At 58.9% G+C, this 25293-nt stretch carries 19 protein-coding genes; 12 read left to right on the forward strand and 7 right to left on the reverse strand.

The window, feature by feature from the left end; translation table 11 throughout:
- Window positions 1-22 precede the first annotated feature (22 nt).
- The 4 genes from KFZ77_RS06635 to KFZ77_RS06650 all read left to right on the forward strand — a co-directional run bounded on the left by KFZ77_RS06635 (window position 23) and on the right by KFZ77_RS06650 (window position 3275).
- Entirely contained in the window at window positions 23-1264 is a 1242-nt protein-coding gene (locus KFZ77_RS06635) for a winged helix-turn-helix domain-containing protein (RefSeq protein ID WP_031520194.1), read from the forward strand.
- A 42-nt stretch (window positions 1265-1306) separates the two neighbouring features.
- Window positions 1307-1489 (forward strand): protein YcaR, encoded by a 183-nt coding sequence (gene ycaR / locus KFZ77_RS06640; protein ID WP_031520192.1) that lies wholly within the window; start codon window positions 1307-1309, stop codon window positions 1487-1489.
- Complete coding sequence (gene kdsB / locus KFZ77_RS06645) at window positions 1486-2232, forward strand: 3-deoxy-manno-octulosonate cytidylyltransferase (protein WP_031520191.1); 747 nt, start codon at window positions 1486-1488, stop codon at window positions 2230-2232. Before ycaR ends, kdsB begins: the two co-directional genes overlap by 4 nt.
- Before the next feature lie 149 nt (window positions 2233-2381).
- On the forward strand, window positions 2382-3275 hold the full coding sequence (locus KFZ77_RS06650) for a YcbJ family phosphotransferase (protein WP_264385796.1): 894 nt from the start codon (window positions 2382-2384) through the stop codon (window positions 3273-3275).
- On the opposite strand, the gene elyC is transcribed toward KFZ77_RS06650, so the two are convergent.
- On the reverse strand, window positions 3252-4031 hold the full coding sequence (gene elyC / locus KFZ77_RS06655; RefSeq protein WP_264385797.1) for an envelope biogenesis factor ElyC: 780 nt from the start codon (window positions 4029-4031) through the stop codon (window positions 3252-3254). The genes KFZ77_RS06650 and elyC overlap by 24 nt on opposite strands.
- Window positions 4032-4166: 135 nt before the next feature.
- Here elyC and cmoM point away from each other — a divergent pair, with 135 nt between their 5' ends.
- The 7 genes from cmoM to KFZ77_RS06690 all read left to right on the forward strand — a co-directional run bounded on the left by cmoM (window position 4167) and on the right by KFZ77_RS06690 (window position 14879).
- The gene (gene cmoM, locus KFZ77_RS06660) at window positions 4167-4946 is read left to right on the forward strand and encodes a tRNA uridine 5-oxyacetic acid(34) methyltransferase CmoM (RefSeq protein WP_264385798.1); all 780 of its coding nucleotides are present in this window, start codon (window positions 4167-4169) and stop codon (window positions 4944-4946) included.
- 3 nt (window positions 4947-4949) lie between these two features.
- Window positions 4950-6272 carry a chromosome partition protein MukF gene (mukF, locus tag KFZ77_RS06665; protein ID WP_031520187.1) on the forward strand — a complete coding sequence of 441 codons (1323 nt, stop codon included), beginning with the start codon at window positions 4950-4952 and terminating at the stop codon, window positions 6270-6272.
- On the forward strand, window positions 6253-6963 hold the full coding sequence (gene mukE / locus KFZ77_RS06670; protein WP_072001971.1) for a chromosome partition protein MukE: 711 nt from the start codon (window positions 6253-6255) through the stop codon (window positions 6961-6963). The genes mukF and mukE overlap by 20 nt, the downstream gene beginning before the upstream one ends.
- Window positions 6956-11422: a chromosome partition protein MukB gene (mukB, locus tag KFZ77_RS06675; protein WP_264385799.1), complete on the forward strand. Its 4467-nt coding sequence runs from the start codon at window positions 6956-6958 to the stop codon at window positions 11420-11422. The genes mukE and mukB overlap by 8 nt, the downstream gene beginning before the upstream one ends.
- 201 nt (window positions 11423-11623) lie before the next feature.
- Complete coding sequence (ldtD, locus tag KFZ77_RS06680) at window positions 11624-13468, forward strand: L,D-transpeptidase (protein ID WP_264385800.1); 1845 nt, start codon at window positions 11624-11626, stop codon at window positions 13466-13468.
- 178 nt (window positions 13469-13646) lie between these two features.
- The gene (locus tag KFZ77_RS06685; protein ID WP_031520180.1) at window positions 13647-14195 is read left to right on the forward strand and encodes a YcbK family protein; all 549 of its coding nucleotides are present in this window, start codon (window positions 13647-13649) and stop codon (window positions 14193-14195) included.
- Between the two features lie 36 nt (window positions 14196-14231).
- On the forward strand, window positions 14232-14879 hold the full coding sequence (locus KFZ77_RS06690; protein WP_264385801.1) for an MBL fold metallo-hydrolase: 648 nt from the start codon (window positions 14232-14234) through the stop codon (window positions 14877-14879).
- Between the two features lie 50 nt (window positions 14880-14929).
- Here the strand turns inward: KFZ77_RS06690 and KFZ77_RS06695 are convergent, their stop codons facing one another.
- The 4 genes from KFZ77_RS06695 to pncB all read right to left on the reverse strand — a co-directional run bounded on the left by KFZ77_RS06695 (window position 14930) and on the right by pncB (window position 20749).
- Window positions 14930-16120, reverse strand: a complete 1191-nt coding sequence (locus KFZ77_RS06695; protein WP_264385802.1) for an amino acid aminotransferase — start codon at window positions 16118-16120, stop codon at window positions 14930-14932.
- 174 nt (window positions 16121-16294) lie between these two features.
- Entirely contained in the window at window positions 16295-17422 is a 1128-nt protein-coding gene (gene ompF / locus KFZ77_RS06700; protein WP_319640965.1) for a porin OmpF, read from the reverse strand.
- A gap of 563 nt (window positions 17423-17985) precedes the next feature.
- On the reverse strand, window positions 17986-19386 hold the full coding sequence (asnS, locus tag KFZ77_RS06705) for an asparagine--tRNA ligase (protein WP_264385803.1): 1401 nt from the start codon (window positions 19384-19386) through the stop codon (window positions 17986-17988).
- A 160-nt stretch (window positions 19387-19546) separates the two neighbouring features.
- Complete coding sequence (gene pncB / locus KFZ77_RS06710) at window positions 19547-20749, reverse strand: nicotinate phosphoribosyltransferase (RefSeq protein WP_264385804.1); 1203 nt, start codon at window positions 20747-20749, stop codon at window positions 19547-19549.
- Between the two features lie 325 nt (window positions 20750-21074).
- Here pncB and pepN point away from each other — a divergent pair, with 325 nt between their 5' ends.
- A complete protein-coding gene (pepN, locus tag KFZ77_RS06715) occupies window positions 21075-23687 on the forward strand; it encodes an aminopeptidase N (protein WP_264385805.1) in 2613 nt (870 codons plus the stop codon).
- Between the two features lie 48 nt (window positions 23688-23735).
- Here pepN and ssuB read toward each other — a convergent pair whose 3' ends face one another.
- On the reverse strand, window positions 23736-24503 hold the full coding sequence (gene ssuB / locus KFZ77_RS06720) for an aliphatic sulfonates ABC transporter ATP-binding protein (RefSeq protein WP_264385806.1): 768 nt from the start codon (window positions 24501-24503) through the stop codon (window positions 23736-23738).
- Window positions 24500-25291, reverse strand: a complete 792-nt coding sequence (gene ssuC, locus KFZ77_RS06725; protein ID WP_031520167.1) for an aliphatic sulfonate ABC transporter permease SsuC — start codon at window positions 25289-25291, stop codon at window positions 24500-24502. The genes ssuB and ssuC overlap by 4 nt, the downstream gene beginning before the upstream one ends.
- Between the last annotated feature and the right edge of the window lie 2 nt (window positions 25292-25293).

Consider the following 25293-nt stretch of genomic DNA (forward strand, 5'->3'; position numbering starts at 1 on the left):
ACATCACTGACAGGATGCTGATATGCCCGTGCCATACCTTTCCCTGCGCGCTGCGCGCCATCTCCATCTTGCCGCTCAGGGGCTGCTGAAAAAACCGCGCCGTCGCGCGCGACCCGATGATATTCTCGCCACCATTACCCGCATGTCGCTGCTGCAGATCGACACCATTCATATCGTGGCGCGTAGCCCTTATCTGGTGCTGTTCAGTCGGTTAGGTGATTATCCTCAACGCTGGCTTGATGAGGCGCTGGCGCGCGGCGAACTGATGGAGTACTGGGCGCACGAGGCGTGTTTCCTGCCGCGCAGCGATTTTGGTCTGGTGCGTCACCGCATGCTCAGCCCGGAAAACATGGGCTGGAAATATCGCCCAGGCTGGATGGAGGATAACGCCGAGGAAATCGCCCATCTGCTTACCCATATTGAGCAAAACGGCCCGGTGCGCTCTGCGGATTTCGAGCATCCGCGCAAAGGTGCCAGCGGCTGGTGGGAGTGGAAACCGCACAAGCGCCACCTGGAAGGATTGTTTACCTCAGGCCGGGTAATGGTGGTGGAACGCCGCAATTTTCAGCGCGTCTATGATTTAACCTCCCGCGTTATGCCGCACTGGGACGATGCGCTGCATCTTTCCGATGAGGCCGCTGCTCAGGCCGTGATGCTGGAGAACAGCGCGCGTAGCCTGGGCATTTTTCGCCCCGAGTGGCTGGCGGATTACTATCGCCTGAAAAAAATCGATGCCAAAGCAACGGTAACCCACTGGCAGGAGCAGGGGACAGCGCTGCCGGTGCAGGTCGAGGGGCTGGGTGCGATGTGGGTCCATCGCGACTGGCAGCCCGAGCTGGCGCTGGCTGAACAGGACAAACTCCATGCCAGCCACAGCGCCGTGCTGTCGCCGTTTGATCCGGTGGTGTGGGATCGCCGGCGGGCCGAACAGCTCTTTGATTTCGCATACCGCCTTGAATGCTATACCCCGGCGCCAAAGCGCAAGTACGGCTATTTTGTCCTGCCGCTGCTGCACAAAGGGACGCTGGCTGGCCGCATGGATGCAAAGATGCACCGCAAGACCGGCACGCTGGAGGTTATCGCGCTGTGGCTGGAAGAGGGCGTTAGCGTCACCTCTGGTCTGGCTGCGGGCCTGCACGCGGCTATCAGCGACTTTGCCCGCTGGCAGGGCGCGTTGCGCGTTGACTGTAAACGGCTTCCTGCCGCGTTGGAGGCCGAGTGGGGGCCGGGATGGGAAATTACGTCACCCTCAGGCGGGTTATGATATTCTCCCCGCACTGACTTATCGGGTTTATCCGGAGGATTTATGGATCATCGCCTTCTCGAAATCATTGCCTGCCCCGTGTGCAACGGCAAACTCTATTTCAATCAGGAAAATCAGGAACTCATTTGCAAGCCCGACGCCCTGGCGTTCCCGCTGCGTGACGGCATTCCGGTACTGCTGGAAAATGAGGCCCGTTCGTTAAATCTGGAAGAGAGCAAGCCATGAGTTTTGTGGTCATTATTCCCGCCCGCTATGCTTCAACCCGTTTGCCGGGGAAACCGCTGGTGGATATCAACGGCAAACCGATGGTCGTGCACGTGCTGGAGCGCGCCCGCGAGTCCGGGGCTGAGCGTATTATCGTCGCGACTGACCACCCGGACGTGGCGCGCGCCGTCGAAGCCGCCGGGGGCGAAGTGTGCATGACCCGCGCCGATCACCAGTCCGGTACCGAGCGTCTGGCGGAAGTGATTGAGGCCTGCGGCTTCAGCGATGACACGGTAATCGTCAACGTGCAGGGCGACGAGCCGATGATCCCGCCAGTGATTGTGCGTCAGGTGGCAGAAAATCTCGCTGCCAGCGAAGCCGGTATGGCGACGCTGGCCGTGCCGGTGCACTCTGCTGAAGAGGCGTTCAACCCTAACGCGGTAAAAGTGGTGACCGACGCGAACGGCTACGCGCTCTACTTCTCACGCGCCACCATTCCGTGGGATCGCGACCGCTTTGCGCAGTCGCGCGAAACCATCGGCGACAGCTTCCTGCGTCATATCGGCATCTACGGCTACCGCGCCGGATTTATCCGCCGCTACGTCACCTGGCAGCCGAGCCAGCTGGAGCAGATCGAAATGCTCGAACAGCTGCGCGTGCTGTGGTACGGCGAGAAAATTCACGTCGCCGTTGCGAAAGCGGTACCAGGCACTGGCGTAGACACCGCGGAAGATCTGGAGCGCGTGCGTCTCGAAATGCGTTAATCCCGCCTGGCACCCCGCTCACGGGGTGCCACGTACTGCTTTTCTGGTCCTTTCCTCCCTTTCTGGCTGCTTATTGATCTCCACCGGGTGACATCCCTGCCACAGGCGCTCATTATTAAAAGCATTGTGCTTTGTAAGGGTAACGGCAAATGGATCGACTTCGCGCAGAACTTAGCCATCTGCTGGGTGAAAAACTCAGTCGTCTCGAATGCATCAATGAAAAAGCGGATACCGCGCTCTGGGCGCTGTATGACAGTCAGGGGCATGCCATGCCGCTGCTGGCGCGCAGCTTTAGCTCGCCGGGCGTGGCAAAGCAGGTAGCCTGGAAAATCTCGCTGCTGGCCCGATCGGGCAACGTGCGTATGCCGGTGGTGTACGGCGTGCTGACGCATGAGGATCATCCGGGGCAGGACGTGCTGCTGATTGAGCGCCTGCGCGGCGTGCCGGTTGAAGCCCCGGCCCGTACCCCGGAACGCTGGGAGCAGCTTAAAGAGCAGATCGTCGAGGCGCTGCTGGCGTGGCATCGGGTGGACAGCCACGGCTGTGTAGGGGTAGTGGACAGCACCCAGGAGAACATCTGGCCGTCGTGGTATCGCCAGCGGGTGGAAGTGCTGTGGAGCACGCTGAATCAGTACCACAATACCGGCCTGACGATGCAGGATAAACGGCTGCTGTTTCGCAGCCGGGAGTGCCTGAGCCAGCTGTTTGCCGGCTTCAACGATAACAGCGTGCTGGTGCACGGCAACTTTACCCTGCGCAACATGCTGAAAGACGCGCGCAGCGACCAGTTGCTGGCGGTAGTCAATCCCGGCGTTATGCTCTGGGCGCCGCGCGAGTACGATCTGTTTCGTCTGCTGGACGATGGCCTGTCAGAGAGTCTGTTCTGGTCCTATCTCCAGCGCGCGCCGGTAGCAGAATCCTTTATGTGGCGGCGCTGGCTCTATGTGCTGTGGGATGAGATTGCGCAGCTGCTGCAGACCGGGCGCATGAACCGCCAGGCCTTTGACACCGCCTCAAAATCACTTCTCCCCTGGCTCACCTGATACTCCTTTCAGCCACTGCCAGATGCGTCCCAGCGTTTCATAGGCAACGCGATCGCTGTGCATCAGCCAGGTGGGTGACGGAATAATGCGTTCCCAGAAGTTAAGCGGTGAGGCGATCGCCAGCTGATTTGCCGGGGCCGGGATCGGGTTTAGCCCCTGCTGACGGAAGAAGATCATGGCCCGCGGCAGGTGTGACGCAGAGGTAATGAGAATGAAAGGTTCCTTACCAATCGCCGCTGCCACCGCAGCCGCTTCCTCCTCGGTGTCTTTCGGCGTATCCAGCGTCAGGATGCTGCTGCGCGGTACGCCAAGACTTTCGGCCACGCGCGCCCCCGCTTCGGCGGTACTTACCGGGTTAGTGCGGGCCGGCGCGCCGGTGAAAATCATCTTCGCACCGGGATTAGCCAGCCACAGGCGTACGCCCTCGGTGACCCGCGGCAGGCTGTTACCGATCAGGTTAGAGCTGGGCGCCCAGTCCGGATTCCAGGTGTAGCCCCCGCCCAGTACCACGATGTACTTCACCGGCTGGCTGGTGTGCAGCGTCGGGTAGCGATTTTCGATCGGTTTCAGTAGTCCGTCAGCCACCGGTTGCAGGCTAAGCAGCAGCAATATCACCCAGCTCGCGGTCATCAACCCCTTGCCGGTTTTCTGAAAACGGCTGAACCAGAGCAGCGCAATGGCCAGGCCCATCATTAACAGCAGAAAGGGTAACGGCAGCAACAGGCCTCCTGTCACTTTCTTCAGCGTGAAAAGCATCTTATCCGGTTCCTTTTTTAACCATACGGCGGGTAAACAGTGCTGATATTACACCAGACGGGTTCATTCTCCGTCTGGCTGTGACAAAATAGCGCTTTTGCCATTCTCCCCCCATTACGTTGTGGAGTTGTACCCATGCGGGATCGCAATTTTGATGACATCGCGGAAAAATTTTCGCGCAACATTTACGGTACAACGAAAGGGCAGCTGCGGCAGGCCATCCTGTGGCAGGATCTGGATGCGCTGCTGGCGACGCTGCCCGCCGGTCCGCTGCGGGTGCTGGATGCCGGCGGCGGGGAGGGGCAAACTGCCTGTCGCATGGCAGAGCGCGGGCATCACGTTACCCTGTGTGACCTGTCCGGTGAAATGATCCTCAGGGCGCAGCAGTTTGCTGCCGATAAAGGTGTGAGCGGCAACATGCATTTTATACAATGCGCCGCTCAGGACATCGGTCAGCATTTGGAATGCCCGGTTGATCTGATATTGTTTCACGCTGTGCTGGAATGGGTCGCCGACCCGGAAGCGATGCTCAACATTTTGTGGCAAAACCTTAAGCCCGGCGGCGCGCTGTCGCTGATGTTTTACAATGCCAACGGGCTGCTGTTACACAACATGGTGGCGGGGAATTTCCCCTACGTTGAGCAGGGAATGCCCAAGCGCAAAAAGCGCACGCTGTCGCCGGACTACCCGCGTCAGCCGCATGACGTTTACCGCTGGCTGGAGCAAACCGGCTTTCAGATCGTCGGCAAAACCGGCGTACGCGTGTTTCATGACTATCTGCGCGAGAAAAATAAGCAGCGAGAGTGCTATGACGAGCTGCTGGCGCTGGAGACCCGCTACTGCCGGCAGCAACCCTGGATCGAACTCGGGCGTTATATCCACGTCACCGCGTTGAAGCCGCAGAGCCAAGGATAAGATATGAGTGATTTTTCCCAGACAGTCCCCGAACTGGTTGCCTGGGCCAGAAAAAATGATTTTTCCATCTCGCTGCCGGTCGACAGACTGGCTTTTTTGCTTGCTATCGCCACCCTGAACGGCGAGCGCATGGACGGCGAGATGAGCGAAGGCGTGCTGATTGACGCGTTCCGACACGTCAGCGAGGCTTTTGAGCAGACCAGCGAGACGATTGGCGTGCGTGCCAACAATGCCATCAATGACATGGTGCGCCAGCGTCTGCTCAACCGCTTTACCAGCGAACAGGCTGAAGGCAACGCTATCTATCGTCTGACGCCGCTTGGGATCGGTATCACCGACTACTACATTCGCCAGCGCGAATTTTCCACCCTGCGCCTGTCGATGCAGCTTTCCATTGTGGCAAGCGAGCTGAAACGCGCCGCCGATGCGGCCGTCGAAGGCGGGGATGAGTTCCACTGGCACCGCAATGTGTTTGCGCCGCTGAAGTACTCCGTGGCAGAGATTTTCGACAGCATCGATCTCACCCAGCGTGTGATGGACGAGCAGCAGCAGCAGGTCAAAGATGATATTGCGCAGCTGCTTAACAAGGACTGGCGCGCGGCGATCTCCAGCTGCGAACTGCTGCTTTCGGAAACCTCCGGCACGCTGCGCGAACTGCAGGACACCCTGGATGCTGCCGGCGATAAGCTGCAGACCAACCTGTTGCAGATTCAGGACGCGACGTTAGGACGTCACGATCTCGATCTGGTCGATCGTCTGGTGTTCGATCTGCAGAGTAAACTCGACCGCATTGTCAGCTGGGGCCAGCAGGCCATCGACCTGTGGATCGGTTACGACCGCCACGTGCACAAGTTTATCCGTACCGCTATCGATATGGATAAAAACCGCGTCTTCGCCCAGCGCCTGCGCCAGTCGGTACAGACTTACTTCGACGCACCCTGGACGCTCACCTACGCCAGCGCCGAGCGCCTGCTCGATATGCGCGACGAAGAGATGACGCTGCGCGATGACGAAGTTACCGGTGAACTGCCGCCGGACCTGGAATACGAAGAATTTAACGAGATCCGCGAACAGCTGGCGGCGATGATCGAAGCGCAGCTGGCGATCTTCAAAACCGAGAAACGGCCGCTGGATCTCAGCGTGGTGATGCGTGACTATCTGGCGCAGCATCCGCGGGCGCGTCACTTCGACCTCGCGCGTATTGTCATCGACCAGGCCGTGCGCCTCGGGGTGGCAGAAGCAGATTTCTCTGGCCTGCCGGCAAAATGGCAGACCATTAATGATTACGGAGCCAAGGTACAGGCGCATGTCATTGACAAATATTGAACAAGCGATGCCGGTAAAACTGGCACAGGCGCTGGCGAATCCGTTATTTCCGGCGCTCGACAGCCAGCTGCGCGCCGGACGCCATATCGGCCTCGACGAGCTGGACAACCACGCCTTTTTGATGGATTTCCAGGAGTACCTGGAAGAGTTTTATGCCCGGTACAACGTGGAGCTGATCCGCGCGCCGGAAGGGTTCTTCTACCTGCGTCCGCGCTCCACCACGCTTATCCCGCGCTCGGTGCTCTCTGAGCTCGACATGATGGTCGGCAAAATCCTGTGCTACCTCTATCTCAGCCCGGAGCGTCTGGCCAACGAAGGTATTTTCACCCAGCAGGAGCTGTACGACGAGCTGCTGACTTTGGCTGACGAGAACAAACTGCTGAAGCTGGTCAATAACCGCTCCACCGGCTCGGATCTCGATCGCCAGAAGCTGCAGGAAAAAGTGCGCTCATCGCTGACGCGCCTGCGCCGTCTGGGCATGATCTGGTTTATGGGGCATGACAGCAGCAAATTCCGCATCACCGAGTCGGTGTTCCGCTTCGGTGCTGACGTGCGCGCCGGGGATGATGCCCGGGAAGCGCAGCTGCGCATGATCCGCGATGGCGAAGCGATGCCGGTAGAAAACCATCTGCAGCTCAATGATGAGAGCGATGAACAACAGGCGGAAAACGCGGAGGAAGACAATGATTGAACGCGGTAAATTCCGTTCCCTGACGCTGGTTAACTGGAACGGCTTCTTCGCTCGTACCTTCGATCTCGATGCGCTGGTCACCACGCTTTCCGGCGGTAACGGGGCGGGGAAATCCACGACCATGGCGGCGTTCGTGACGGCCCTGATCCCGGATCTGACGCTGCTGCACTTCCGTAACACCACGGAAGCGGGCGCTACCAGCGGGTCACGCGATAAAGGGCTGCACGGTAAGCTGAAAGCGGGCGTCTGTTATTCGGTGCTGGACGTCGTCAACTCCCGCCATCAGCGCGTGGTGGTCGGCGTGCGTCTGCAGCAGGTCGCCGGGCGCGATCGTAAAGTCGATATCAAACCCTTCGCCATTCAGGGACTGCCAACGGCGATCCAGCCGACCGAGCTGCTGACCGAAACGCTGAACGAGCGCCAGGCGCGCGTGCTGTCGCTGCAGGAGCTGAAAGACAAGCTCGACGCGATGGAAGGGGTGCAGTTCAAACAGTTCAACTCCATCACCGACTACCACTCGCTGATGTTCGATCTCGGCGTGGTGGCGCGCCGCCTGCGTACCGCTTCGGACCGTAGCAAGTACTATCGCCTGATTGAGGCCTCGCTGTACGGCGGGATCTCCAGCGCTATTACCCGCTCGCTGCGCGACTACCTGCTGCCGGAAAACAGCGGTGTGCGTAAAGCGTTCCAGGATATGGAAGCGGCGCTGCGTGAAAACCGCATGACGCTGGAAGCGATTCGCGTTACCCAGTCCGACCGCGATCTTTTCAAGCATCTTATTTCCGAAGCCACCAACTACGTGGCGGCGGACTATATGCGCCATGCCAACGAGCGGCGCATTCATCTCGACAAAGCGCTGGAGTATCGGCGCGAGCTGTTTACCAGCCGCCAGCAGCTGGCCGCCGAGCAGTACAAGCACGTCGATATGGCGCGTGAGCTGAGCGAGCACGCCGGAGCAGAAGGGGATCTGGAGACCGACTATCAGGCCGCCAGCGATCACCTCAACCTGGTGCAGACCGCCATCCGCCAGCAGGAAAAAATTGAGCGCTACGAAGCGGATCTCGATGAGCTGCAGATCCGCCTCGAAGAGCAAAATGAAGTGGTGGCCGAAGCCGCTGAACTTCAGCATGAAAACGAAGCGCGCGCCGAAGCCGCCGAACTGGAAGTGGACGAGCTGAAAAACCAGCTGGCCGACTACCAGCAGGCGCTCGACGTGCAGCAGACGCGCGCCATTCAGTATCAGCAGGCGATGCAGGCGCTGACGCGCGCCCGCGAGCTGTGTCATCTCCCGGATCTGACGGCGGACAGCGCAGAAGAATGGCTCGACACCTTCCAGGCGAAAGAGCAGGAGGCCACCGAACGCCTGCTGTCGCTTGAGCAGAAGATGAGCGTGGCCCAGACCGCGCACAGCCAGTTTGAACAGGCGTATCAGCTGGTCGCCGCCATTAACGGACCGGTGAGCCGCAGCGAGGCCTGGGACGTAGCGCGGGATCTGCTGCGCGATGCCAGCAACCAGCGTCACCAGGCGGAGCAGGTGGCGTCGCTGCGCGGACGTCTTAACGAGCTGGAACAGCGCCTGCGCGAGCAGCAGGAAGCCGAGCGCATGCTGGCTGAGTTTTGCAAGCGACAGGGCAAAAACGTCGATCCCGATGAGCTGGAAGCGCTGCACCAGGAGTACGAAGAGCGCATCGCCGCGCTGTCTGACAGCGTCTCTCAGGCCGGTGAACAGCGCGTGGCGCTGCGCCAGGAGCTGGAGCAGCTGCAGGCCAGCATCAAAACGCTGACCCAGCGCGCCCCGGTCTGGCTGGCCGCGCAGAGCAGCCTGACCCAGCTGAGCGAGCAGAGCGGCGAAACCTTCGAATCCTCCCAGGAGGTGACCGAGTATCTGCAGCAGCTGCTGGAGCGCGAGCGCGAAGCCATCGTTGAGCGTGATGAAGTCGGTGCCAGCAAGCGTGCGGTAGATGAGGAAATCGAACGCCTGAGCCAGCCGGGCGGCGCAGAAGATCAGCGCCTGAACGCGCTGGCGGAACGTTTCGGCGGCGTGCTGCTGTCGGAAATCTACGACGACGTCAGCTTTGAAGATGCGCCGTACTTCTCCGCACTTTACGGCCCGTCTCGTCACGCCATCGTCGTGCCGGACCTGTCCCGGGTGCGCGATCTGCTCGATGGCCTCGACGAATGCCCGGAAGATCTCTATCTCATTGAAGGGGACCCGCAGTCCTTTGATGACAGCGTGTTCGCCGCCGATGAGCTGGAAAAAGCGGTGGTGGTGAAGGTTGCCGACCGTCAGTGGCGCTACTCGCGCTTCCCGGCGGTGCCGCTGTTTGGCCGCGCGGCGCGGGAGAGCCGTATTGAGATCCTGCACAGCGAACGCGAAGCGCTCTCTGAACGCTACGCCACGCTGTCGTTTGACGTGCAAAAAACCCAGCGCCTTCATCAGGCGTTCAGCCGCTTCATCGGCAGCCATCTGGCGGTAGCTTTTGATGCCGACCCGGAGATGGAGATCCGCACGCTGAACACCCGCCGCGGCGAAGTTGAGCGCGCCATCAGCAATCATGAAAACGACAATCAGCAGCAGCGCACCCAGTACGATCAGGCAAAAGAAGCGGTCGGACAACTCAACCGTCTGCTGCCGCGTCTTAGCCTGTTGACTGACGAGACGCTGGCTGACCGGGTTGAAGAGATTCAGGAACGTCTCGATGAGGCGCAGGAAGCCGCGCGCTTCATCCAGCAATACGGCAATCAGCTGGCGAAGCTGGAGCCGGTGGTGTCGGTGCTGCAGAGCGACCCGGAGCAGTATGAACAGCTGAAAGAGGATTACGAGCAGGCGCGGGCGACCCAGCGCGAGGCACGCCAGCAGTCCTTCGCCCTGAGTGAAGTGGTACAGCGTCGGGCGCACTTCAGCTACACCGATTCGGCGGAAATGATGAGCGGTAACAGCGATCTCAACGAAAAACTGCGTCAGCGTCTGGAGCAGGCCGAGGCCGAGCGCGCCCGCGCCCGTGAAGCGCTGCGTACCCACAGCAGCCAGCTTGGACAGTACAACCAGGTGCTGGCGTCGCTGAAAAGTTCGTTCGACACCAAAAAAGAGCTGCTCAACGATCTGCATAAAGAGCTGCAGGATATCGGCGTGCGCGCCGACAGCGGGGCAGAAGAGCGCGCCCGTCTGCGCCGCGACGAGCTGCACACGCGGCTTTCCGGCAACCGCAGCCGTCGTAACCAGCTTGAGAAACAGCTGACCTATTGCGAAGCGGAGATGGATAACCTGACCCGCAAGCTTAAGCGTCTGGAGCGGGACTATCACGAAACCCGCGAGCATGTTGTCACCGCGAAAGCGGGCTGGTGCGCGGTGATGCGCATGGTGAAAGATAACGGCGTCGAACGTCGCCTGCACCGTCGCGAGCTGGCGTATCTCTCCGGGGATGAGCTGCGCTCGATGTCGGATAAGGCGCTCGGCGCGCTGCGCCTGGCGGTGGCGGATAATGAGCATCTGCGCGATGTGCTGCGCATGTCCGAAGATCCGAAACGGCCGGAGCGTAAAATTCAGTTCTTCGTCGCGGTCTATCAACATCTGCGCGAGCGTATCCGTCAGGACATCATCCGCACCGACGATCCGGTGGAAGCCATCGAACAGATGGAAATCGAACTGGGCCGCCTGACCGAAGAGCTGACTTCCCGCGAGCAGAAGCTGGCGATCAGCTCCCGCAGCGTGGCGAACATCATCCGTAAAACCATTCAGCGCGAGCAGAACCGTATTCGTATGCTCAACCAGGGGCTGCAGAGCGTCTCCTTCGGCCAGGTAAACAGCGTGCGGCTGAACGTCAACGTGCGTGAAAGCCACGCCACGCTGCTGGATGTGCTCTCCGAGCAACACGAGCAGCATCAGGATCTGTTTAACAGCAACCGCCTGACCTTCTCGGAAGCGCTGGCGAAGCTTTACCAGCGCCTGAATCCGCAGGTGGACATGGGGCAGCGCACGCCGCAGACCATCGGCGAGGAGCTGCTCGACTACCGCAACTATCTTGAGATGGAAGTGGAAGTTAACCGTGGCTCCGACGGCTGGCTGCGTGCAGAGAGCGGGGCGCTCTCTACCGGGGAAGCGATCGGGACCGGGATGTCGATTCTGGTGATGGTGGTGCAGAGCTGGGAAGACGAATCCCGTCGTCTGCGCGGCAAGGATATTTCGCCGTGCCGCCTGCTGTTCCTCGATGAAGCTGCGCGTCTGGATGCCCGCTCTATCGCCACGCTATTCGAACTGTGCGAGCGTCTGGATATGCAGCTGATCATCGCCGCGCCGGAAAACATCAGCCCTGAGAAAGGCACTACCTACAAACTGGTGCGTAAGGTGTTCCAGAACACCGAGCATGTGCACGTGGTGGGGCTGCGCGGTTTCGCTACGCCACAAGCGGAGCCGCAACCTCAGCAGGCGCTGCCGGACGAGACGGAAGAGATCTCCTGACCATCAGCATCAGTCACAAGCGCGGCCTGGCCGCGCTTTTTTTTGCCTGTTTTTCAGGTTTCACCGCCGCAAGCCGATAACCCTGCTGCGGGTTTAACTTTCTTTACATAAGGTAAGGAAAATGATGTGCAGAATTTATATACTTAAACCATGTTCGCACGTAGCGGACGCCGTTGAAAAATAAAGAACAGGGGGCAAGGGATGTTGCTAAAGAATTTACGTGGTCGCCAACTGCTGGCACTGAGCGTGTGTCTGGGGTTAGGCGTTGCTCCGCTGTTTTCCGTCCAGGCTGACGAGCCTGAGGCTGTGCCGATGGACAGCTCTGCGCAGAGCGTGGAGCAGCCTGGCGTACTGGTTCAGCCGCTGGCACCCTCTGCGGCGATGGTGGCGCTCTCCGGCAGTGCGCCGGACGCTGACGCTGAGCAACATCGCGCCAGCCTGACGGCGCTTTTGCCCTCCGGTTATACCCCGGTGTACATGAATGCGCTGGTGGCGCTCTACGGTGAACGCGACCTGAAGCCGATGTGGGAAAACCGCGACGCGGTGCAGGCGTTCCAGCAGCAGCTGGCCGAAGTGGCGATTGCCGGCTTCCAGCCGCAGTTTACCCGCTGGGTGGAGCTGCTTACCGATCCCGCCGTCAGCGGCATGTCCCGCGATCTGGTGCTCTCCGATGCTATGCTGGGCTATCTGCACTACGTTTCCGGGCTGGCAACCAACGGCACCCGCTGGCTTTACAGCAGCAAACCCTACAAGCTGACCACGCCGCCGCTATCGGTGATTAATCAGTGGCAGGTCGCCCTGGATAACGGCAGCCTGAGCGCATTCGTTACCGCGCTGGCTCCGTCCCATCCGCAGTACAGCGCGATGCACGCCTCGCTGCTGACGCTGGTGGCGGACACCCGTCCGTGGCCGACGCTGAACGACAGCGCGAAGCTGCGCCCCGGTCAGGCGAGCAATGATATCGGCGCGCTGCGCGAAATATTACAGCGCACCGGCATGATGGACAGGTCCCCGGACATCGTACTGCCGGGCGACAGCGCACCGCAGCGCAATAATGAGGTGGTGAGCCCGTCAGCGGCGATTGTCACCCAGAGCGATACGCCACGCACCGCGCCGGCAAAAGCGCGCTCTGGCGCGCGTGGGGTATACGATCGCGAGCTGGTCGCGGCGGTGAAGCGTTTCCAGAAATGGCAGGGGCTGTCGGCGGACGGCGTCATCGGTGCCTCGACGCGCCAGTGGCTGAACGTCACCCCGGCCCAGCGCGCCTCGCTGCTGGCGCTCAATATCCAGCGTCTGCGCCTGCTGCCGCGCAAAGTGAACACCGGCATTATGGTGAACATCCCGGAATATTCGCTGGTCTACTACCTCAACGGTAACCAGGCGCTGGCCTCGCGGGTCATCGTCGGGCGTCCGGATCGTAAAACGCCGCTGATGAGCAGTGCGCTGAATAATGTGGTGGTAAACCCGCCGTGGAATGTGCCGCCGACCCTGGCGCGCAAGGATATTCTGCCGAAGGTGTGGAATGACCCCGGCTATCTGGAGCGGCATAACTACACCGTGCTGCGGGGCTGGAGCAGCAATGAAACCATCGACCCGTGGATGGTGGACTGGGCGACCATTACGCCATCTAACCTGCCGTTCCGCTTCCAGCAGGCACCGGGCGCGCACAACTCACTGGGGCGCTACAAGTTCAACATGCCCAGCTCCGATGCGATCTATCTGCACGACACGCCAAACCACACGCTGTTCCAGAAGGATGAGCGCGCGCTGAGTTCGGGCTGCGTGAGGGTGAATAAAGCCTCTGAACTGGCGAATATGCTGTTGCAGGATGCTGGCTGGAATGACACGCGCATTTCTGATGCCCTGAAGCAGGGCAATACGCGCTACGTCAATATTCCACAAAATATTCCGGTAAACCTGTATTACCTGACGGCGTTTATTGGCGAGGACGGTCGCCCGCAATATCGTACAGATATTTACAATTACGATCTCACGGCGCGATCGGGTGCACAGATCCTCGAAAAAGCGGAAAAACTCATCAGGTAAATGCAGCATTTCTAATGTATTAATGGTCAACACCATGACGATAAACGCGCCCGGCGACCGTTCCGGGCTCGTTTATATCAGGGGAACGGTGCCTTGACTCGCCAGGTTATGGCAGTTAATGTGCCTTTCGTGCGCCAGAAGTGCATCTTGTTTTCACTTACCAGTAGACCTGAATATTATGGACCAATTTAACGCTACTCGCCGCAAACTGCTGGCGTGGGGCGGCGCTGCTCTGGGAGCTTCTCTGCTGCCGGGAACCGCATTCGCCACCCTCTCCACGCCGCGTCCGCGTATATTAACGCTCAGCAATCTGAATACGGGCGAATCCATTAAAGCCCAGTTTTTCGATGGCAAAGGCTATATTCAGGAAGAATTAGCAAAGCTTAATCATTTTTTCAGGGACTATCGCTCTAATAAAATTAAAGCGATTGATACCTCATTATTCGATCAGCTCTATCGTCTGCAAAGCCTGTTGGATACCCATAAGCCGGTGCAGTTGATTTCCGGCTATCGCTCCGTTGATACCAACAAAGAGTTGCGCTCCCACAGCCGCGGTGTAGCGAAAAATAGCTATCACACCAAAGGCCAGGCGATGGATTTCCATATCGAAGGCATCTCTTTAAGCAATATTCGCAAAGCGGCGTTATCAATGCGCGCGGGTGGTGTAGGATATTACCCTCGTAGCAACTTTGTGCATATTGATACCGGGCCCGTGCGGCACTGGTAAGTACGGTATCCTGCTCAGGCAGGCTAAAGGAGCGGCATGAATTACCATATTATTCCCGTGACGGCGTTCGCCCAGAACTGCTCGCTTATCTGGTGTGAAGAGACACAGCAGGCGGCGCTGGTCGATCCCGGCGGTGATGCGGCACGTATCAAACAGGAAGTGGCCGGCAAGCCAGTCACCGTCACGCAGATCCTGCTCACTCACGGTCATCTCGACCACGTCGGTGCGGCGGCGGAACTGGCGCAGTACTATAACGTTCCGGTGATCGGCCCGCAGAAAGAAGACGAATTCTGGCTGCAGGGACTGCCCGACCAGAGCCGTATGTTCGGCCTGGAAGAGTGCCAGCCGCTGACGCCGGATCGCTGGCTGGAAGAGGGCGACAGCGTCGCGTTGGGTAACATCACCCTTGAGGTGCTGCACTGCCCGGGCCATACGCCAGGCCACATCGTGTTCTTTGACCGGGCGTCGCGTCTGCTGGTGTCCGGCGACGTGGTGTTTAAGGGCGGTGTCGGGCGCAGCGATTTCCCGCGCGGCGACCACGGCCAGCTGATTGATGCCATTAAGCGTAAGCTGTTACCGCTCGGCGATGACGTCACCTTTATTCCCGGCCACGGGCCGATGTCCACCCTCGGCTATGAGCGGCTGCACAATCCGTTCCTGCAGGATGAACAGCCCGTCTGGTGATCCCCATAAAAAAGGGCCGCATAATGCGGCCCTTATTGTTTCTGTCGCGATTACAGCACGGCAACGATAGCTTCGCACAGCGGCGCCATGTTGTCCGGCGTCATCCCCGCTACGTTCACACGCCCTGATGCTACCGCATACACGCCAAACTCCTCACGCAGACGCAGCACCTGCTCTTTGGTCAGGCCGCTGAACGAGAACATGCCGTTCTGCTTCGTGATAAAGCTGAAATCGCGGTTAGCGCCTTTCTCTGCCAGGGTGTTGACGAACAGCTGACGCATACGCTGAATGCGCTGGCGCATATCGTTCAGCTCCTGTTCCCAGATGGTACGCAGGGCGTCGTTGCTGAGAATGGTCGCGACCACCGCTGCGCCGTGTGCCGGCGGGTTAGAGTAGTTAGCGCGAATGCAGGACTTCATCTGGCTGAAGGCGCGATCGGCCGCGTCAGCATCGGCAGCTACCAGCGTGCAGGCACCCACGCGCTCATTGTACAGGCCAAAGTTCTTTGAGAAGGAGCTGGCAACAATCAGTTCCTGATGCAGCGCGGCGAAAGCACGCAGGCCTTCCGCATCCTCTTCCAGCCCGCGGGCAAAGCCCTGGTAGGCGAAATCGAACAGCGGCAGCCAGCCTTTCTCTACCGACAGCTTCGCCAGCTGTTCCCACTGCTCAAGCGTTGGATCGATGCCGGTCGGGTTGTGGCAGCAGCCGTGGAACAGCACCACGTCGCCCGCCTGAGCTTCGTTCAGGCTGCTTACCAGACCGTCAAAATCCAGCGCGTGGTTAGCCGCGTCGTAGTAAGCGTACTCGCGCACTTCCAGACAGGCAGAGTTGAACACGCCTTTGTGGTTCGGCCAGCTTGGGTTCGATACCCAGATGCGCTTCACCTCGGTGTTTTTAGCGAGAAAATCTGCCGCCACGCGCAGGGCACCGGTACCGCCAGGGGTTTGCGCCGTGCGGGCGCGTTTCGCATCAATCAGGGCGCTACCTTTGCCGAACAGCAGCTCCTGGGTGCAGCGACCAAATTCGGGAATACCGTCGATACCGAGGTAGTTTTTGGTGGTTTCATTTTCCAGCAAATATTGTTCTGCTTTTTTTACGCTGGTGAGCACCGGTGTTTTACCGGTTTCATCTTTATAAACCCCAATACCCAGGTTGATTTTGGTAGGGCGATCGTCGGCACGAAACAGATCGGCCAGACCTAAGATAGGATCGGCCGGAGCGGCAGTTATGTTCTCAAACATGACGAGGTTCCATTGTGATTGCAGAAGGGAATTCCGCTATCAGGTTAACGGGTGTCACCGTAAATGCCAACCGTTTGCCATGAAAAGAGCGGGATTCATCATCATTCAAATTTCAGGCGTAAAAAAACAGGGCCGAAGCCCTGTTTCTTAGTATCAACTATCGAAGGATAGTGATTAGAACTGGTAAACGATACCCACTGCAACGGTGTCGTCAGACGCTACGCCCAGGGCGTTGTCGCTGTCGATCTGGTTGATGATGTAATCAACATAGGTAGACATGTTTTTGTTGAAGTAGTAGGTAGCGCCAACTTCGAAGTATTCTACGAGGTCAACACTGCCGATACCGTCGATGTCTTTACCTTCAGACTTGTTATAGGAGATAGACGGGCGCAGACCGAAATCGAACTGGTACTGAGCAACGATGAAGTAGTCTTTAGTTTTGTTCGCGTAACCGTTGATGCTGTCAGAAAGCGAAATTGGGGTAGCGTTACGGGTTTCGCTGTAGGTCGCTGCCAGGTACAGGTTGTTGGCATCATACTTGATAGACGTGCCCCACTGCTCAGCTTTCGCGCCGCTACCCATTGCCAGAGCTTCCTGAGCATTGGTGCGGTCAGCCGCGCCATAAGCACCAACGATACCGAAGCCGTTCATCTCGTAAGCGAGAGAGGTTGCCCAGCCGTCGCCGTTAGAACGCTGAACATCGCTCAGGTTAGTAACGTCGCCAGTCTCTTCATCAATCGCGAGGCTGCTTGCACGCTCATTTTTGCCCAGGTACTGCACGCCGAAGCTCAGGCCGTCAACCAGACCGAAGAAGTTCGAGTTGCGGTAGGTAGCGAGGCCACCCTGACGGCCAGCGAAGAACTGGTCAGAGCCAGCAGTGTCGCCGCCGAATTCTGGCAGCATATCGGTGTAACCCAGCGCGTCATAAACCAGACCGTAGTTACGACCATAGTCGAAGGAGCCGAAATCACCGAATTTCAGACCAGCAAATGCCAGACGGGTTTTGTTACCAGCCTGTGCATCGCTACCGCCTTCAGAACGGTTGCCCTGGAAGTTATATTCCCACTGGCCGTAACCGGTCAGCTGGTCGTTGATCTGCGTTTCGCCTTTGAAGCCAAGACGAGCATAGGTTTTATCGCCATCGCTTGCATAACCATCATCATCAGAGAAGTAGTGCAGGCCAACCGCTTTACCGTAGATATCAATTTTATTGCCGTCTTTATTATAAACTTCAGCGGCGTTTACGGTGCCAGCAGCCAGCAGTGCAGGGATAACCACTGCCAGAATATTGCGCTTCATCATTATTTATTACCCTCATTGGTTTTTATGAACACCTGCCACTGCCGCCAATAAATTCCGTCAATAAATGTTTACGGAACTATTGATGAAAGTTTGGTGTCTTTCTGTGTCTGAAAGGCATCTTTCCATTCAAAACCATGTTTCGCTACCATGAAAGTGCTACAAATGTCTAAAACAGGTAACCAAAAGAAATAATGTGTAACATTGTGTGAATTTTGGGGAACTTTGTGAACCACCTCAAATTTCACCTTGTAACCGGTCGTTATTCGCGCGAAGCATCTATATATATATGAATTACTTATAATTAATCCAGATAACCCCTTTTCTTATGCTCCGGCCGGGCACCGCGCAGTTTTTCTTATAGTGTAAATTTGTTGTAGAACGCCGCCAGGGTAAATTAGCCAAATTGTGCTAAGTCAAACCCGGCGAGAAATTTGCAATGGGGAGCTGGCGTAAAAATTTCAGAAGGATGTTTCAGGGATTAACGGAAGAGGGCAGGCGTCAGGATTTTTTGACAAGGCGTCTTAAGTGCAAAAAAAGGCCAGCACGCGGCTGGCCTTAAATCATCAGAAGCTCGCGTTTCGCGGCGTTCTCGGGAACGGGATGACGTCGCGGACGTTCTGCACGCCGGTGACGTAAGCGATAAGACGCTCGAAGCCAAGACCGAAGCCGGAGTGCGGCACCGTGCCGTAGCGACGCAGATCGCGATACCACCAGTAGTCCTCTTTATTGAGGCCCATCTCGGCCATACGCGCATCCAGCACGTCAAGACGCTCTTCACGCTGCGAGCCGCCGATGATTTCACCGATACCCGGTGCCAGCACGTCCATCGCCGCCACGGTTTTGCCATCGTCGTTAAGCCGCATATAGAACGCTTTAATGTCTTTCGGGTAGTTTTTCACCACCACCGGCGCTTTGAAGTGTTTTTCAGCCAGATAGCGCTCGTGCTCGGAGGAGAGATCGACACCCCAGTACACCGGGTTTTCGAATTTCTCACCGCACTTCTCAAGGATGGCGACCGCATCGGTGTAATCCACCTGGGCGAAGTCAGCGGAAATGAAGCGCTCCAGACGTTCGATGGCTTCTTTATCCACGCGCTGGGCGAAGAACTGCATGTCGTCCATACGCTCATCCAGTACCGCTTTGAACACGTACTTCAGCATCGCTTCGGCGAGGCCGGCGACGTCATTGAGACTGGCGAACGCCACTTCCGGCTCCAGCATCCAGAACTCCGCCAGGTGGCGGCTGGTGTTGGAGTTTTCTGCGCGGAAGGTCGGGCCGAAGGTGTACACCTTCGACAGCGCACAGGCGTAGGTTTCGCCGTTGAGCTGGCCGGAAACGGTGAGGAACGCTTCTTTTCCGAAGAAGTCCTGATCGTAATCCACTTTGCCCTGGTCGTTACGCGGCAGGTTTTCCATGTCCAGCGTGGAGACGCGGAACATCTCACCAGCACCTTCGGTATCAGACGCGGTGATCAGCGGAGTGGATACCCAGAAGTAGCCCTGCTCGTGGAAGAAACGGTGCAGCGCCTGGGCCAGAGTGTGACGTACGCGGGCCACCGCGCCGATCATGTTGGTACGCGGACGCAGGTGCGCAACTTCACGCAGGTATTCGATGCTGTGGCGCTTCGCCGCCATCGGGTAGGTGTCCGGATCTTCAACCCAGCCGGTCACTTCCACGTGGCTTGCCTGCAGCTCGAAGCTCTGGCCTTCGCCCGGCGACTCCACCACTTTCCCGGTGACGATCACCGAGCAGCCGGTGGTCAGACGCAGAATTTCATCATTGTAATTGGGCAGAGAATTATTGATGACAGCCTGTACAGGATCAAAGCAGGAACCGTCATAAACGGCGAGGAAGGAGATGCCAGCTTTTGAATCTCGGCGAGTACGTACCCATCCGCGCACGGTGACTTCACTGTCAACGGCTACGCGGCCCTGGAGTACGTCGGCTACAGGCACAACGCTCATAATGTTCTCTCTGTGTAATGGTGAAATGTAAATTCATTATCCCACCCGGAGGGGGGTTATCTATGTTACCTGGCGTGCGCCATCAGACAAGCAGAATTCATACCAGACGGGAAGAAAATTTTAGGGGGGAATGGGCGGGAGCAGCGCGCTCCCACCGGGATCAGCTGGCTTTTTTAACCTGGGGCAAATCAAAGGCCTCGCGCAGGGCGCGCACAAAGGCTTTATCGTGGCAGATGGTCTTGCCGGGGCTGTCGGAGAGCTTCGCCACCGGTTTACCGTTGCACTCCACCAGTTTGATCACGATATTGAGCGGCTTCACGCCGGGAATATCGCAGGTGAGGCGCGTGCCGATACCAAACCCGAGGTTCACGCGGTCGGCAAAGTGGCGGTAGAGATCGACTGCCTTCGGCAGATCGAGGTTATCGGAGAACACCAGGGTTTTGCTCATCGGATCGATACCGAGCGACGCATAGTGCGCAATGGCTTTTTCGCCCCACTGCACCGGGTCGCCGGAGTCGTGGCGCAGCCCCTGATAGCGGGTAGCAAATTCCGGCCCGAAGTCGCGCAGGAAGGCGTCCATTGTGATGCAGTCGGTGAGGGCGATGCCGAGCATGTCCGGGTACTCATCCAGCCACGCCTGCAGGGCCGCACGCTGGCTTGACGCCAGGCTGGGGCTGATCTGCTGATGGGCCTGGAACCACTCGTGGGCCTGGGTGCCCATTGGCGTCAGGTTGAGGCGGCGGGCAAGATCGTAGTTGCTGGTGCCCACAAACCAGGGCTCCTGCTGCAGGCGCTCAACAATGGCCTGCTGCACGTCGCGGGAGAAGCGGCGGCGGGTGCCAAAATCCATCAGGCGAAACGCACTGAGATCGACGTCAGAAGTAAAGTGGGCGAAGTTATCCAGCTTGGCGTCAAGGTGCGCCAGCGCCATCTCCACCGTGGCCTCCGGCGAGCGGTAGTGGTGCACCAGTTCGCTTATCACCGCCAGCAGCGGCACTTCCCACATAATCACTTCCCGCCAAGGGCCGGCAAGGCGGATATCAAGCTTGCCGTTGACGTTGCGCACGGTGACCTGCGAGGCGTCGTAGCGGAAATCGCGCAGCCAGTCGAGATAATCCTGTCTGAAGAAGGGCAGGGAGGCGAGCCACTGGTACTCGCTGTCGCTGAGGGCGAGCTGCTGCATCGCCTCAATCTGCTCGCGGATGGCATCAGCATAAATGCCTAACAGGTCATCACCACGGCAGCGGAACTCCGCCGCAACGTGCACATCGGCATAGTGGTGAAAAACCGCCTGCTGCATGTGCAATTTATAGGCGTCGGTATCCAGCAGCGAGTGTAAAACAGGGGAAGCGTATTGTGTCATGGTGCGTTACTGGCATCCTCTAACAGGAGCGTTTCCATCAGTGGCGAAAGCAGATAAAGACGCAGGAGTATACCCTGATTATCGGTTTATTGAAGCAGGATCACAACATAACCCTGTAACCGGGTCGAGGGCTATTTGTGCCTCATTACGGTGAAAACCAGGGCTGCCGCACCGTCAGGCTTAAAAGATAATTATTCTGCATGGCAACATTGTTGCAACAGGAATAGACTGGAATGCTAAGCCCTTCATCTGCCACGGCGTCACCGCCACGCGCGTGGTAAGAACAATCGGGTTCAATCTTACGGATGATGTAAAAAGGTTTTCTATGACACAACAGCCACAAGCCAAATACCGCCACGACTATCGTGCGCCGGATTACCAGATCAGCGATATTGACTTGACCTTTGAACTCGATGCCGCCAGTACGCGGGTTACCGCCGTCAGCCAGATTACCCGCCAGGGCGCAGCTGATGCGCCGCTGCGTCTTGATGGGGAAGATCTTACCCTCGTCTCACTGGAGGTGAATGACGCCCCCTGGCAGGATTACCGCCTTGATGAAGGCGCGCTGGTGCTGGAAAACCTGCCCGAGCGCTTCACGTTACGCATCGTTAACGACATCAGCCCGGCAACCAACACCGCGCTGGAAGGGCTGTACCAGTCCGGGGATGCGCTCTGCACCCAGTGCGAAGCAGAAGGCTTCCGCCACATCACCTGGTATCTCGACCGCCCGGACGTGCTGGCCCGCTTCACCACGAAACTGATTGCGGATAAAACCCGCTACCCGTACCTGCTGGCAAACGGTAACCGCATCGCCCAGGGCGAGCTGGACAACGGCCAACACTGGGTGCAGTGGGAAGACCCGTTCCCGAAACCCTGCTACCTGTTTGCGCTGGTCGCGGGCGATTTCGACGTGCTGCGCGACAACTTCGTCACCCGCTCCGGGCGCGACGTGGCACTGGAGCTGTATGTCGATCGCGGCAATCTCGATCGCGCCTCCTGGGCGATGACCTCGCTGAAAAATTCCATGAAGTGGGACGAAGACCGTTTCGGCCTCGAATACGATCTCGACATCTATATGATCGTCGCCGTCGACTTCTTTAATATGGGCGCGATGGAGAACAAAGGGCTGAACGTCTTTAACTCCAAATTCGTGCTGGCTCGCGCCCAGACCGCCACCGATAAAGACTACCTCGATATCGAACGCGTCATCGGCCACGAATATTTCCATAACTGGACCGGCAACCGCGTCACCTGCCGCGACTGGTTCCAGCTCAGCCTGAAAGAGGGGCTGACGGTGTTCCGCGATCAGGAGTTCAGCTCCGACCTCGGCTCCCGCGCCGTGAACCGCATCAACAACGTGCGCACCATGCGCGGTATGCAGTTCGCCGAAGATGCCAGCCCGATGGCGCACCCGATCCGCCCGGATATGGTTATCGAAATGAATAACTTCTATACCCTGACGGTGTATGAGAAAGGGTCGGAAGTGATTCGTATGCTGCACACTCTGCTCGGAGAAGCGAACTTCCAGAAGGGGATGCAGCTCTATTTCGAACGTCACGACGGCAGCGCAGCCACCTGCGACGACTTCGTGCAGGCGATGGAAGATGCCTCCAACGTCGATCTCTCGCATTTCCGCCGCTGGTACAGCCAGTCCGGTACGCCTGTTGTCAGCGTGCGCGACGACTACAACCCGGAAACCGAACAGTACACCCTGACCATCAGCCAGCACACGCCGCCCACCGCCGACCAGGCTGAGAAGCTGCCGCTGCATATCCCGTTCGATATCGAACTATATGACAATGAAGGCAAGGTGATCCCGCTGCAAAAGGGCGGTCATCCGGTGCACAACGTGCTGAACCTGACCCAGGCGGAGCAGACTTTCGTCTTCGACAACGTCTACTTCCAGCCGGTGCCGTCGCTGCTGCGCGAGTTTTCCGCCCCGGTGAAGCTGGAGTATAAATGGAGCGACCAGCAGCTGACCTTCCTGATGCGTCATGCCCGCAACGACTTCTCCCGCTGGGATGCAGCGCAGAGCCTGCTGACCACCTACATCAAGCTCAACGTTGCTCGTCATCAGCAGGGGCTGCCACTCTCTCTGCCGCTGCACGTGGCCGATGCGTTCCGCGCGATCCTGCTGGATGATCAGCTCAGCCCGGCGCTGAAAGCCGAGATCCTGACCCTGCCGTCAGCCAATGAAATGGCGGAGCTGTTCCAGATCATCGATCCGGTGGCGATTGCCGCCGTGCGTGAAGCCCTGACCCGTACACTGGCGAAAGAGCTGGCGGATGAGTGCCTGGCGGTTTACAACGCCACTAAGCTGGATGAGTACCGCGTCGATCACGCCGACATCGGGCAACGCGCGCTGCGCAATACCTGCTTGCGTTATCTCGCCTTCGGCGACGCGCAGCTGGCTGACAAACTGGTCACCACCCAGTATCAGGAAGCGGACAACATGACCGATGCGATGGCCGCGCTCTCTGCCGCCGTGGCGGCGCAGCTGCCGTGCCGTGAAGCGCTGCTCGCTGAGTACGATGAGCAGTGGCATAAGGATGGTCTGGTGATGGATAAGTGGTTTGTACTGCAGGCCACCAGCCCGGCGACGGACGTGCTGAACACCGTGCGTGGGCTGCTCAACCACCGCTCGTTCACTTTCGGCAACCCGAACCGCGTACGCGCGCTGATCGGCACTTTCGCCAGCAGCAACCCGGCGGCGTTCCATGCGGAAGACGGCAGCGGCTACCAGTTTATGGTGGAGATGCTGAGCGAGCTTAACAGCCGCAACCCGCAGGTGGCCTCGCGTCTGATTGAGCCGCTGATCCGCCTCAAGCGCTACGACGAAAAACGTCAGGCGCTGATGCGTAACGCGCTGGAGCAGCTGAAAGCGCTGCCAAACCTGTCCGGGGATCTGTACGAGAAAATCAGTAAAGCGCTGGCGTAATCCGGCACCCGTGGTTCATAGGCGGGTGCATTGCGCACCCGCTTTTTTTTATCCCGCTTTGACTTCCCGCACCGGTTGCGGCGCCTTGCGCATCACCCGATCCAGCACTTCCGCCTCCAGCTCCGCCAGACGCACCGAGCCATGACGACGCGGACGCGCGATGTCCACCGTCAGATCCAGGCCGATCCGTCCATCCTCTATCAGCAGCACCCGATCCGCCAGCGCGACCGCCTCGCTCACATCGTGCGTGACCAGCAGCACGGTAAAGCCATGCTCCAGCCACAGGGATTCGATCAGCGCCTGCATCTCCAGGCGCGTCAGCGCATCCAGTGCGCCAAGCGGTTCGTCCAGCAGCAGCAGACGCGGGCGATGGATCAGCGCGCGAGCCAGCGCCACGCGCTGCTTCTGCCCGCCGGATAGCGCAGCAGGCCACTCGGCGGCGCGGTTTTCCAGCCCCACCGCCGCCAGCGCGTTAAGCGCGTCCTGGCGCCAGTTGCCTTTCAGTCCGAGGCCCACGTTGTCGATCACTTTCTTCCACGGCAGCAGGCGCGCATCCTGAAACATCAGGCGGGTATCGTCCTGGGTCTGGCGCAGGGGCGTGTTGCCCGCCAGCAGCTCGCCGTCATTGGGATTTTCCAGCCCTGCCAGCAGGCGCAGCAGGGTGCTTTTCCCGCAGCCGCTGCGGCCCACCACCGCCACGAACTGCCCGGCGGGAATGTGCAGGTTGAGGTTATCAAGTACGGTTTTACTGCCGTACCGTCTGGAGACCCCGCTGACCAGCAGCGGCGTGCCAGGGGTGAGTCGTGCTGTATTCATGCGGCTTCCTCCTTCTTCTGCCACGCCGGGTGCCAGCGCAGCCAGATACGCTCCAGCAGCTGGGCGCTGACGTCCGCCAGCTTGCCGAGCAGGGCGTAAAGTATGATGGCGACCACCACCACATCGGTTTGCAGAAATTCACGGGCATTCATCGCCAGATAGCCAATGCCTGAGTTGGCAGAGATGGTTTCGGCGACGATCAGCGTCAGCCACATCAGCCCCAGCGCGAAGCGCACCCCGACCATGATCGACGGCAGCGCGCCGGGCAGGATGACGTGCACAAACAGGCTGAAACCCGACAGGCCATAGCTGCGCGCCATCTCCAGCAGGCCGCGATCGATATTGCGGATGCCGTGCCAGGTGTTGATATAGACCGGGAACAGCGTACCCAGCGCCACGAGAAAGATCTTCGCGCTCTCATCGATGCCGAACCAGAGGATCACCAGCGGGATCAGCGCCAGATGCGGCACGTTACGCAGCATCTGAATCGAGGTATCAAGCAGGCGCTCACCCCAGCGCGACAGGCCGCTGATAAGCCCCAGCAGCAGGCCGAGCGAGCCGCCAATCGAGAAGCCGATCAGCGCCCGCCAGGAACTGATGGTCAGGTGCTGCCACAGCTCGCCGCTGGCCGACAGGCTCCAGAACGCTTTCACCACGCCCTCCGGAGAGGGCAGGATGCGCGTCGACAGCCAGCCGGTCTGAGAAGCGACCTGCCAGACGACGATAATCGTCAGCGGCAGCAGCCAGGGCGCAAGGCGCTGCAGCAGCCGGCGTGCGGTAAGTGACATAG

It is taken from the genome of Siccibacter colletis, from assembly GCF_025914095.1.
GTDB classification, from domain to species: Bacteria; Pseudomonadota; Gammaproteobacteria; order Enterobacterales; family Enterobacteriaceae; genus Siccibacter; species Siccibacter colletis.

Bases quoted from the DNA above. Each gene is read 5' to 3' on its own strand.
- pncB (WP_264385804.1), bottom strand. From the start codon at position 20,749: ATGACACAATACGCTTCCCCTGTTTTACACTCGCTGCTGGATACCGAC.
- ssuC (WP_031520167.1), bottom strand. From the start codon at position 25,291: ATGTCACTTACCGCACGCCGGCTGCTGCAGCGCCTTGCGCCCTGGCTG.
- ldtD (WP_264385800.1), top strand. From the start codon at position 11,624: ATGTTGCTAAAGAATTTACGTGGTCGCCAACTGCTGGCACTGAGCGTG.
- ycaR (WP_031520192.1), top strand. From the start codon at position 1,307: ATGGATCATCGCCTTCTCGAAATCATTGCCTGCCCCGTGTGCAACGGC.
- kdsB (WP_031520191.1), top strand. From the start codon at position 1,486: ATGAGTTTTGTGGTCATTATTCCCGCCCGCTATGCTTCAACCCGTTTG.
- KFZ77_RS06690 (WP_264385801.1), top strand. From the start codon at position 14,232: ATGAATTACCATATTATTCCCGTGACGGCGTTCGCCCAGAACTGCTCG.
- KFZ77_RS06695 (WP_264385802.1), bottom strand. From the start codon at position 16,120: ATGTTTGAGAACATAACTGCCGCTCCGGCCGATCCTATCTTAGGTCTG.
- mukE (WP_072001971.1), top strand. From the start codon at position 6,253: ATGTCATTGACAAATATTGAACAAGCGATGCCGGTAAAACTGGCACAG.
- ssuB (WP_264385806.1), bottom strand. From the start codon at position 24,503: ATGAATACAGCACGACTCACCCCTGGCACGCCGCTGCTGGTCAGCGGG.
- mukF (WP_031520187.1), top strand. From the start codon at position 4,950: ATGAGTGATTTTTCCCAGACAGTCCCCGAACTGGTTGCCTGGGCCAGA.
- KFZ77_RS06650 (WP_264385796.1), top strand. From the start codon at position 2,382: ATGGATCGACTTCGCGCAGAACTTAGCCATCTGCTGGGTGAAAAACTC.
- elyC (WP_264385797.1), bottom strand. From the start codon at position 4,031: ATGCTTTTCACGCTGAAGAAAGTGACAGGAGGCCTGTTGCTGCCGTTA.
- ompF (WP_319640965.1), bottom strand. From the start codon at position 17,422: ATGATGAAGCGCAATATTCTGGCAGTGGTTATCCCTGCACTGCTGGCT.
- cmoM (WP_264385798.1), top strand. From the start codon at position 4,167: ATGCGGGATCGCAATTTTGATGACATCGCGGAAAAATTTTCGCGCAAC.
- mukB (WP_264385799.1), top strand. From the start codon at position 6,956: ATGATTGAACGCGGTAAATTCCGTTCCCTGACGCTGGTTAACTGGAAC.
- KFZ77_RS06685 (WP_031520180.1), top strand. From the start codon at position 13,647: ATGGACCAATTTAACGCTACTCGCCGCAAACTGCTGGCGTGGGGCGGC.
- asnS (WP_264385803.1), bottom strand. From the start codon at position 19,386: ATGAGCGTTGTGCCTGTAGCCGACGTACTCCAGGGCCGCGTAGCCGTT.
- pepN (WP_264385805.1), top strand. From the start codon at position 21,075: ATGACACAACAGCCACAAGCCAAATACCGCCACGACTATCGTGCGCCG.
- KFZ77_RS06635 (WP_031520194.1), top strand. From the start codon at position 23: ATGCCCGTGCCATACCTTTCCCTGCGCGCTGCGCGCCATCTCCATCTT.